The following is a 9,741-nucleotide window of genomic DNA, read 5'->3' as shown; positions in this document are numbered from 1 at the left end:
GGGATGTCGGCACGGCGTCACCGCGCCCGGGCGCCGCTGCAGGGCCCCGCCGCGGGTGTGCGAGCGGTGGGGCGCAGCGGGGTTCTGGCTCAGGGGGCGCCGGTGAGGCGGAACTCGGGGCGCGCGGTGCCGGAGGGCACGACGCCGTCGGCCATGAGCGCCGCCCGCATGACGTCGGCGAACACGGGCGCGGCGACCTGCCCGCCCTCCGCGGAGCTGGTGGGCCGCTCCAGGTCCACGGCGACGACGTACTGCGGGTCGTCGGCCGGCGCGAAGCCGACGAAGGTGGTCACGTAGCCGCCCCCGGCGTAGCAGTTGCACTCAGGATTGGCGCGCTGCGCGGTGCCGGTCTTGCCCGCCACCCGGAACCCCTCGATCTGGGCCAGCGGCGCGGTGCCGCCGGGGCCGACGACCGCCTCGAGCATGTAGGCCATCTGCTCGGCGGTGGACTCGCTGACGACACGCGTGCGGGCGGGCTCGAAGGTCTCCGCGGCGCGGCCGTCGGCGCCGGTCACGGACTGCACGATCCGGGGTTCCACCCGGACGCCCCCGTTGGCGATCGCCTGGTAGATCGAGGCCATCTGCAACGTGGTCACCGAGACGCCTTGGCCGATCGCCACGTTGGCTGCCCGCACCCCGCTCCACTCCGCGGAGTCCTGCAGGATGCCGCGGCTCTCGCCGGGGAGCTCGATCCCGGTCTTCTCGCCGACGCCGAAGGCGCGCAGGTACTCCTCCAATTTCTCGTCGCCCACCTCGCGGGCCAGCATGATCGTCCCCACGTTGCTGGACTTGGCGAGGATGCCGGTGACCGTCCAGTCGATCGGGTCGTGGTCGTGGGCGTCGGTGACCACCCGGTCGCCGGCCTCGATGTGCCCGTCGACCGTCATGACGCGGTCCGGGGTGGCGTGCCCCTCCTCGACGGCGGCCGCGAGGGTCACCGCCTTCATGACCGAACCGGGCTCGAACACGTCGCTCACCACGGGGTTGCCCAGCAGGTCCGGGTCGGTCGTGGAGTAGCTGCCGGGGTCGTAGCCGGGGCAGGACGCCATGGCTGCGACGCGCCCGGTCGCGACCTCCAGGACCACGGCCGAGGCCCGGGTGGTGGCGCCGTCACCGCACGCCTGGGCCAGCCGCTCCTCGGTGACGTACTGCAGGTCCTCGTCGAGGGTGAGGGTGACGTCGCGGCCGTCCACGGCCTCGGTCACCTCGTCGATGCCCGACGGGATGGGGTGCCCGCCGCTGCCGACCTCCACGGTCCGCTGGCCCGCGGTCCCCGAGAGCTCCTCCTCGAAGACCTGCTCGATGCCGGCGAGCCCGGTGCCCTCGCGCCCGACGAAGCCGACCACCTGTCCGCCCACGGCGCCCACCGGGTAGAGCCGCACCGGGTCGTCCCGGAGGTAGACGCCGGCGAGCTCGAGCGCCTCCACGGCGTCGGCCGTCTCGGGGGCCTGCTGGGTGGCCAGGACGACGTAGCGGCTGTCCTCGGAGAGCTTCTCGGTGAGCTCGGGCACGGGCACGTCGAGGAGGGTGGTCAGCGCCAGCGCGGTGCGCGCCGGGTCGCGGACGACCGTCGGGTCGGCGACCACCTTGGAGGCGTCGACCGTGTAGGCGAGCGGGTTGCCGTCGCGGTCGAGGATCTGGCCGCGGATCGCCGCCAGCGGGATGGTGCGCAGGCGGTCCTGCTCCGCCGCGCTGGCGTAGGCGGCGCCGTCGATGCCCTGCAGCACGACCAGCCGCCCGACGACCAGCACCAGCAGGGCGACCAGGACGATCAGGCCCCACCGGTTGCGGCGGCCGCGCTGCTCGACCGACAGGCCGGCCCCGGTGCTGCGGCGGGTGCCGGGGGCGCGGCGGGAGACGAACGGCCCGCCGCCGGACCGCCCCGCCGAGCTCGGGCGGGGGGTCCGGGCACCGGGACCGCGGACGCTGCTGGCCACGGGTCAGTTCCCGCCCTCGGGGGCGGGGCCGGCCCCGGACGGGGGCGCGGGTGCGGGCTCCGGCGCGGGCGGGGGCTCCGGCGCGGGCGCGGGCTCGGGCGTGCCGCGCATCGCCGTCGACCCGTCGCGCCCGAGCACCAGGTAGCCGGCGACGCCGGCCGGGACCAGCCCCGCGGCCTCGGCCGCCCGGGCCACGTCCGCGGGGGTGTCGCCGGCGACGACGAGCTGCTCCAGGCGCTGCACCTCCTGCGCGCGTGCGGCGTTCTCGGTTCGCATCTGGGTCGCCTTGAGGGAGTCGACCGCGATGGCGGTGTTGAGCACCAGCAGCCCGAGCGTGGTGAGCGCGAGCAGGCCCACCACCAGCAGGACGAACGGCGCCTTCCGCGACCGCTCGGCGTCGCGGGGCTGCCGGCGCGCCCGGGCGGCGGCACCGGTGGGCACGAGCCGCAGCTCGGGGCGGGGCGTGGCCCGGCCGGTGCCGCGCACCCCCGACGGCGAGGTGCGGGGCGCCGGGCCGGTGGCGCGGGTCGACCCGGTGCGGGCGGGCACGGTGCGGGACGGGCTGGTGCGCACGGCGGCGGCGCGGGTCATGCCGCCCGCCGGATGCGCTCGGCGGCCCGCACCCGGGCCGATGCCGCGCGGGGGTTGCCGGCCGTCTCCTCCGGCCCGGGCGCCTCGCCGCCGCGGGTGAGCAGCCGCAGCACCGGGCCGTGCTCGGGGAGCGGCACCGGGAGGTCCGGCGGGGTGCGGTCCACCGCTCCCGCGGCCAGGGTCTGCTTCACGATCCGGTCCTCCAAGGAGTGGAAGGTGATGACGGCGACGCGCCCGCCGACGGCGAGCGCCTCGATCGCGGCGGGGAGGGCGCGCTCCAGCGCCCCGAGCTCGTCGTTGACCTCGATGCGCAGCGCCTGGAAGGTCCGCTTCGCGGGGTGGCCACCGGTCCTCCGGGTGGCCGCGGGGATGGCCTCGCGCACGAGCTCGGCCAGCCGGGCGGTGCCGGTGAACGGCTCGCGGGCGCGTTCCCGGTCGATGGCGGCGGCGATGCGGGAGGCGAACCGCTCCTCGCCGTAGACCCGCAGCACCCGGGCCAGCTCGCGCGGCGGGTAGGTGTTGACGACGTCGGCGGCCGTCCGGGGCGCACCGGGGTCCATGCGCATGTCCAGCGGGGCGTCGGCGGAGTAGCTGAACCCGCGGTCGGGCCGGTCGAGCTGCAGGGAGGAGACGCCCAGGTCGAACAGCACGCCCTGGACCTCGTCGATCCCGAGGCGGTCGAGCACGTCGGGGAGCTCGTCGAAGACCGCGGGCACGACCGTCACCCGCCCGGCGTGGCCGGCGGCCTCGATCCGGCGGGTGGCCTCGGCCCGCGCCTCCGGGTCGCGGTCCAGGCCCACGACGCGCAGCCCGGGGTGCGCTTCGAGCATGGCGAGGGTGTGACCGGCCAGCCCGAGCGTGGCGTCGACCAGGACGGCGCCGTCGGCGGCGCAGGCGGGCCCGAGCAGGTCCACGACGCGGTCGAGCAGCACCGGCACGTGCACCGGGGGCTGCGCCGGCCCGGGGGCCGCGGCAGGTCCGGTGCTGCTCATCGTCTGCTGCCTCTCGGGTCGGCTGGCCTGCCCGCGATGGTGCCGCGCCGTGGCCGGCCGGAGGGGGACGGCGGCCGCGGGGCGCGCGGGATCGGGCGGGGTGGGGCGCAGGGGGTGGGTGGGACGCGCACAGCCCGGGTGGGGCGCGGTGGGGCCGGTGGAGCGGAGTGGGGCGGCGGGACCTGGGATCCACGGGGGTGTCCGGCCCCGCGGGTCCGCCTGGCGTCGGGGAAGAGCGCCAGGTGGGGCCCCGCGGGGCCGGTGGGTCACCCCCCGCCGGCGGGGGCCGGCAGGTGCCCGCCGGTCCGTGCGGTCCTCCGTCGTGGGACCGAGCCGCGGGGAAGGCGGCTGGGGCCCGGGCCGGTCGAGCCGCGGGGAAGACGGCTGGAACGGTGCGGCGCGGGGGCCGGTGGGAGCGGGTGGGGCGTTCCCGGGATCACGACAGCGTCGGCATCCCCTCGCTCTCCATGTCGGCGAAGGCGGCTTCCTGCTCGGCCACGTAGGCCTCCCAGGTCGCGGCGTCCCAGATCTCGAAGCGGGTGTCCACGCCGACCACGACCACGTCGCGGTCCAGGTGGGCGTACTCCCGCAGGCCGGCGGGGATGGTGATGCGGCCGGTCTTGTCCGGCTCCAGCTCGACCATCGACCCGAAGCTCATGCGGGCGCGCATGCGCGCCGCGGCGGTGTCGGACGGGGCCATGGCGGCCATCGCGGCGCTCTGCTCGGCGACCCGGGCCATGGTCAGGCCGTAGATGCAGCGCTCCTGGCCTTTCTTGATCACCATGCCGTCGGCCACCTGGTCGCGGAACCGGACGGGGAGGGCGAGCCGGCCCTTCTCGTCGAGGCGCAACTGGTAGCTGCCGACGAACACCGGATCACCCCCTGCATCGGTCCTCCCATGGCTCTGCAGCTCCCCCGGACGGGACCCTGCCTCCCCACCGGCCGACACAGTAACCCACTAGCCCCCACTGGCCACCACTTGAGGCCGTGTCGTGACCCACCGCCCCCACCCCGCGTCGCCGGCCCGCCGCCGTCGCGCCGGGTCCCGTGATCGCGGACCGGGACGGGGGCTCGCGGGGCACGTACGGTGGAGCGGTGACGGAGGCGACACGGTCCGCCGACGGGACGGCCGATGCGTCGGTCGACGTCGCCGCGGAGGGCGCACGCATCGCGGCCTCGATCGGCCGCGTCGTCCAGGGCAAGGACCACGTCGTCCGGCTGGCGCTGGTCGTGCTGCTGGCCGAAGGCCACCTGCTCATCGAGGACGTCCCCGGGGTCGGCAAGACGACGCTGGCCAAGGCGCTGGCCGGGTCGATCGACGCGAGCGTGCGGCGCATCCAGTTCACGCCCGACCTGCTGCCCAGCGACGTGACGGGCGTGGCCGTCTACGACCAGGAGACCCGGGCGTTCGAGTTCAAGCCCGGCGCGATCTTCGCCAACGTCGTGGTCGCCGACGAGATCAACCGGGCCTCCCCCAAGACGCAGTCGGCGCTGCTCGAGTGCATGGAGGAGCGCCAGGTCACCGTCGACGGCGTCAGCTACGAGCTGGCCCGGCCCTTCCTCGTCATGGCCACGCAGAACCCGCTGGAGATGGAGGGCACCTACCCGCTGCCCGAGGCCCAGCGGGACCGGTTCACCGCCCGGGTGTCGATGGGGTACCCCGACCCGGCCGCCGAGCTGGCCATGCTGGACGACCGCTCGACGGCCGACCCGCTCACCGCGCTGCGCCCGGTCGCCGACGCCGCCCTCGTCCGGTCGCTGGTGGCGGCGGTGGGCCGGGTGCACGTCGCCGAGGCCGTGCGCCGGTACGTCGTCGCGCTGGTCGAGGCCACCCGCCGCTCCCCCGACCTCCGGCTGGGCGCCTCGCCGCGCGCGGGCCTCCAGCTGCTGCGCGCCGCCCGTGCCTCCGCCGCCCTGGAGGGGCGCGACCACGTGCTCCCCGACGACGTCCAGGCACTGGCCGTGCCGGTGCTCGCCCACCGGCTGCTGCTCGCCGGCGAGGCGGTGGTCGCCCGGCGCACCGCCGAGCAGGTCGTGGCCGCGCTGGTGTCATCCGTCCCGGTCCTCCGCGGGCGCTGAGGGTGCGCGGCGGTCCCGCCCGGGCCGTGGGCTCGCTCACGTCCCGTGGCCGCTGCCTCCTCGCCGGCGGCGTCGCGCTCGGGCTGGTGGGGGCGGTGCTCGGTGAGCGGTCGCTCGTCCAGCTCGCCGCCTTCGTGCTCGTCCTGCCCCTGCTCGCCGGGGTCACCGTGGCGCGCGGGCGGTTCCGGGTCACCACCCGCCGCACCGTCGCCCCGCAGCGGGTGCCCCGCGGCACCCCGGCCGAGGTCGAGCTGCGGCTGCAGAACGTCGACGTGCGCCGCGGCGGGCTGTGGCTGCTGGCCGAGCAGCTGCCCGCGACGCTCGGCCGCCCGCACCGGTTCACCGTGACCGGTCTCGCCCCCGGCGCCACGACGACCGTCCGGTACCGGCTGGTCGGGCGGCACCGCGGCCGCTACCAGCTGGGGCCGCTGCGGCTGCGGGTGCTGGACCCCTTCGGGCTGGTCGAACGCACCGCCGTCGGGTCGGACACGGCGCCGCTGGTCGTCGTCCCCCGCGTCCGGCCGCTGGGCCGTGGCGGCCCCGGCGGTGGCAGCGGTGGCGGCGACGGCGCGCACCGCGCGTTCGCCGTCCACGGCGACGACGACGTCAGCATCCGCGAGTACCGGCGCGGCGACGACATGCGCAAGGTGCACTGGCGGGCCAGCGCGCGCACCGGTGACCTGAAGGTGCGCCTCGAGGAGACCCCCTGGCGCGCCCAGGGCACCCTGCTGGTGGACACCCGGGCGCGGGCGCACCTGGTCGCGCCCGCCTGGGACGAGGGCCGGCGGATCACGGGGCCGCCGGGCGACCCGACGCCGCCCGGCGACAGCTTCGAGTGGCTGGTCGAGGCGGCCGCGAGCATCGGGGTCGCCCTCGCCCGGCGGGGGACGCGGCTGCGGGTGGTGACCACCAGCGACGTGCCGGACGCGGGGCCCGCCGGTGCCGCGCTCGGTGCCGACGAGCTCCTGGACCGGCTGGCCGTCCTGGGACCCTCCCGGGCGCGCGACCTCTCCGCCGCCGTGCCCGTGGCGTGCCGCGCGGCGGGCGACGGACCCCTGGTCTGCCTGCTGGGCGCGGTGGGACCCGACGACGTCGCCGAGCTGGTGCGGCTCCGCCAGGGTCCGGTGCCCGGTCTCGCCGTGCTGCTGGACGTCGCGTCGTGGGGTGAGCCGGGGCGGGCCCGGCGCGGCGCCACCGGCGCCGCGGGCGACGCCCTGGCCGTCCAGCGCGACCAGGCCGTCGCCGTCCTCGCCGGGGCGGGCTGGCGGGTCGCCACCGCGGCGGCCGGGCAGGACGTCGGCGAGGTGTGGGCCGCGCTCACCGGGACGCCCGCGGGGACCGCGGTATGAGCCCCGCAGACGTCCGGACCGCGGTCTCCGCCGCCGCCGCAACCCTGCTGGGCGCCCTGGCGCTCTCCCCCGTCTTCACCACCCGGGCCTGGGTGCCACCGGTGGTGACCGTCGTCGTCGCCGTCCTCGCCGGCGGCCTGGCCCTGCGCGCGGCGGTGACCCGGTTCGCCGGCGACCGCGCCCCGTGGGTGCTGGCCGTGGCGGTGCCGCTCGGCCAGCTCGCCCTCGTGGTGTGCGTGCTCGCGGCGGTGTTCGTGCCGGACACCGCGCTGGCCGGGCTGCTGCCCACCCCGACGACGATCACCCGGCTCGGCGAGGTCTTCGGCGCCGGCACGGCCGAGATCCGCGAGCAGGCCACCCCCGCCCTCCCGCTGACCGGCCTGCTCGCGCTCACCACCCTGTTCGTCGGGCTGGTCGCCGTCGTGGTCGACTCGCTGGCGGTCGCCGGCCGGCAGGCGGCCGTGGCCGGGGCGGCCCTCCTCCCCCTGGTGTGCGTCCCGGTGGCCACGGTGACCGGCGGCATCGGCCTGGTGGCGCTGGTCGGGCCGGCCACCGGCTTCGCCGTCCTGCTGTGGGCCGACCAGCGCCGGGAGCTGCCGGGCCCCGCCGGTGGGGCAGGGACCGCCGTGCGGATCGGCGCGGTCGCGGTGGCGGCCGGCGCGCTCCTCGGCACCGCGGTGCCCATCCTCCCCGAGGGCTCGTTCGCCACCGGGCTCGGCGGCGGGACCGGATCGGCCACGGGCACCTCCCTGGACCCGGCCGCGGAGCTGCGCGGGCAGCTGACCCTGCCCGAGCCCGTCCCGCTGCTGCGCCTGGGCAGCTCGGTCGCGGACCCCGGCTACCTGCGCGCCGTCGCCCTCGACGAGTACGAGCCGGCCGAGGGCTGGTCGCTGAGCAACCTCGACGGCGAGACGTCGGTGGCCGACGACGGCTTCCTCGCCCCGCTGCCGGACGGCCAGCCGACGCGGCAGGTCTCCACCGAGGTGCAGGTCCTGGAGCACGACGACCGGTTCCTCCCGGTGCCCACCTCCCCGCTGTCGGTCCGCGTGGACGGCGAGGCGGCCGCCTGGCGCTTCGACGAGGCGACCGGGACGGTGTTCGGCCGGGGCGTGACGAGCGCGGGGCTGGCCTACGGGGTGACCGCGGTGGAGCCACGTCCCTCCGAGGAGCTGCTCTCGCGGGCCCAGCCCCTGCCGCCCGACGACCCGGTGCAGGAGCGGTTCGGGACGCTGCCGGAGCTGGACCCGGCGATCGCCGAGCTCACCGCCGAGCTGACGGCCGGCGCCGCGACGCCGTACGAGCGGGTGCTGCGGATCCAGGGGTACCTCAGCGACCGCGCCAACGGCTTCGTCTACAGCCTCTCCACCGCCCCCGGCACGAGCGGTGACGACCTGGTGGACTTCCTGCGGCTCAAGCGGGGCTACTGCGAGCAGTACGCCGGCGCCATGGCCGTCCTGGTGCGGCAGGCGGGGCTGCCGGCCCGGGTGGCGCTGGGGTACACCCCCGGGGACGTGGAGCCCGACGGCACCCGGGTGATCACCAGCGACGACGCGCACGCCTGGGTGGAGGTGTACTTCCAGGGCGTGGGCTGGGTGCCCTTCGACCCGACCCCGCTGGCCGTCGACCGGCAGGTCGACCTCCCCTGGTCACCGCGGGCCACGGCGGAGGAGCGGGTCGACGCCGGCCCGGCCGTGCCCGCGCCGACGGCGGCGCCGCAGCCTTCGGCGCCCCGGACGGACCGGCTGCCGGAGGCGGTGCCCCAGGCGGCCTCGCCTGCGGCGGCCGCGACCGACCGCGGTCCGCTGCTGGTCACCGCCGGCGTGCTGGCGCTCGTCGCCGTGGTCGTGGCCGGGCCGGCCGGGGTGCGCGCCCTGCAGCGCCGTCGCCGGCTGGCGGAGGCCGGCGCCGCCGGACCCTGGGCCGAGCTGCGCGCGTCGGCGACGGACCTGGGCGTGCACCTGCAGCCGTCGTGGACGCCGCGCCGCGTGGCCGAAGCCCTCGTCCGCACGCTGGACCGGGGCCCGGGCGGCCCGGCGGCGGACTCCGCGGGGGCGGCGGTGCGCCGGCTGGCCCGGGCGGAGGAGGCGGCCAGCTACGGGCGGCCGGGCAGCGAGCCCCCGGCGACCGAACTGCGCGTGGCGCTGCGGGCGGCCCGACGGGGACTGCTCGCGGCGCGCCCCCGGTCGGTGCGGCTGCGGGCGCTGCTGTGGCCCGCCTCCCTCGTGGTGGGCGTCCGGGCGTGGGCCGCGCAGTGGAGGCGGGACGAGTCCGGCCGCCGTCCGGGGCGGACGGCGGCCGGGAACTCGGCGCGCGAGGGCTACTGGTCGTAGCGGCGGCGGAAGCGCTCTTCCAGCCGGTTCTTCATCGGCTGCCGGCCCCGCCGGCCGCCGCGGCCGGCCGCGGTCGAGCCGCCCGGCCCGGCCGGGCCGGGCGCCTCGACAACACCGGTGGCCCCGCGGTAGTGCAGCACCCCGAGGGCGGCACCGCCGAAGGCGACCAGGAAGCCGAGGACCCCCAGCGGGACGGACTCGGCGACCGCGCCGGCGACCAGGACGGCGAGGCCGACCACGACCAGCAGCCCACCGAGCTGCAGTTTGCGGCGAGCCTTCTGACGGCGATCGCCGGTGCGGACCGAGGAAGCGAACTTCGGATCGTCATCGACGAGGGCGCGCTCGATCTGCTCCAGCAGACGCTGCTCGTGCTCGGAGAGCGGCACGTCGACCTCCAAATGGGCGGAGCCAGTTCCGTCGGAGGCTCCCGCCGACGGTGTCTCCGAGGATACGAGCCGATTGC

The 9,741-nt window shown here is 77.6% G+C and carries 8 protein-coding genes; 3 read left to right on the top strand and 5 right to left on the bottom strand.

The features are described from left to right. Positions 1–89: 89 nt before the first annotated feature. The 4 genes from ACI79W_RS14120 to mraZ all read right to left on the bottom strand — a co-directional run bounded on the left by ACI79W_RS14120 (position 90) and on the right by mraZ (position 4,391). Positions 90–1,937, bottom strand: coding sequence for a peptidoglycan D,D-transpeptidase FtsI family protein (locus ACI79W_RS14120; RefSeq protein ID WP_456562717.1), 1,848 nt, complete (start codon positions 1,935–1,937; stop codon positions 90–92). Positions 1,938–1,940: 3 nt separating this feature from the next. Beyond that, positions 1,941–2,528: a hypothetical protein gene (locus ACI79W_RS14115; protein ID WP_456562716.1), complete on the bottom strand. Its 588-nt coding sequence runs from the start codon at positions 2,526–2,528 to the stop codon at positions 1,941–1,943. Further along, complete coding sequence (gene rsmH, locus ACI79W_RS14110; protein WP_456562715.1) at positions 2,525–3,520, bottom strand: 16S rRNA (cytosine(1402)-N(4))-methyltransferase RsmH; 996 nt, start codon at positions 3,518–3,520, stop codon at positions 2,525–2,527. Before rsmH ends, ACI79W_RS14115 begins: the two co-directional genes overlap by 4 nt. A 436-nt stretch (positions 3,521–3,956) precedes the next feature. After that, positions 3,957–4,391: a division/cell wall cluster transcriptional repressor MraZ gene (gene mraZ, locus ACI79W_RS14105; protein ID WP_456562714.1), complete on the bottom strand. Its 435-nt coding sequence runs from the start codon at positions 4,389–4,391 to the stop codon at positions 3,957–3,959. A gap of 224 nt (positions 4,392–4,615) precedes the next feature. On the opposite strand from mraZ, the gene ACI79W_RS14100 reads away from it, so the two are divergent. The 3 genes from ACI79W_RS14100 to ACI79W_RS14090 are packed head-to-tail and all read left to right on the top strand — an operon-like array spanning position 4,616 to position 9,278. After that, complete coding sequence (locus ACI79W_RS14100) at positions 4,616–5,599, top strand: AAA family ATPase (RefSeq protein WP_456562713.1); 984 nt, start codon at positions 4,616–4,618, stop codon at positions 5,597–5,599. A 26-nt stretch (positions 5,600–5,625) separates the two neighbouring features. Then, complete coding sequence (locus ACI79W_RS14095; protein WP_456562712.1) at positions 5,626–6,948, top strand: DUF58 domain-containing protein; 1,323 nt, start codon at positions 5,626–5,628, stop codon at positions 6,946–6,948. Next, positions 6,945–9,278: a transglutaminase family protein gene (locus ACI79W_RS14090; RefSeq protein ID WP_456562711.1), complete on the top strand. Its 2,334-nt coding sequence runs from the start codon at positions 6,945–6,947 to the stop codon at positions 9,276–9,278. The genes ACI79W_RS14095 and ACI79W_RS14090 overlap by 4 nt, the downstream gene beginning before the upstream one ends. Here ACI79W_RS14090 and ACI79W_RS14085 read toward each other — a convergent pair. After that, positions 9,266–9,664 (bottom strand): DUF3040 domain-containing protein, encoded by a 399-nt coding sequence (locus ACI79W_RS14085; protein WP_456562710.1) that lies wholly within the window; start codon positions 9,662–9,664, stop codon positions 9,266–9,268. The genes ACI79W_RS14090 and ACI79W_RS14085 overlap by 13 nt on opposite strands. Positions 9,665–9,741 lie beyond the last annotated feature (77 nt).

The sequence above is a fragment of the Blastococcus sp. SYSU DS0533 genome (genome assembly GCF_054050775.1).
Note: the sequence above shows the minus strand (reverse complement) of the source record. Positions and strands in the feature narration are given on the sequence as shown.

Bases quoted from the DNA above. Each gene is read 5' to 3' on its own strand.
- rsmH (WP_456562715.1), bottom strand. From the start codon at position 3,520: ATGAGCAGCACCGGACCTGCCGCGGCCCCCGGGCCGGCGCAGCCCCCG.
- ACI79W_RS14115 (WP_456562716.1), bottom strand. From the start codon at position 2,528: ATGACCCGCGCCGCCGCCGTGCGCACCAGCCCGTCCCGCACCGTGCCC.
- ACI79W_RS14090 (WP_456562711.1), top strand. From the start codon at position 6,945: ATGAGCCCCGCAGACGTCCGGACCGCGGTCTCCGCCGCCGCCGCAACC.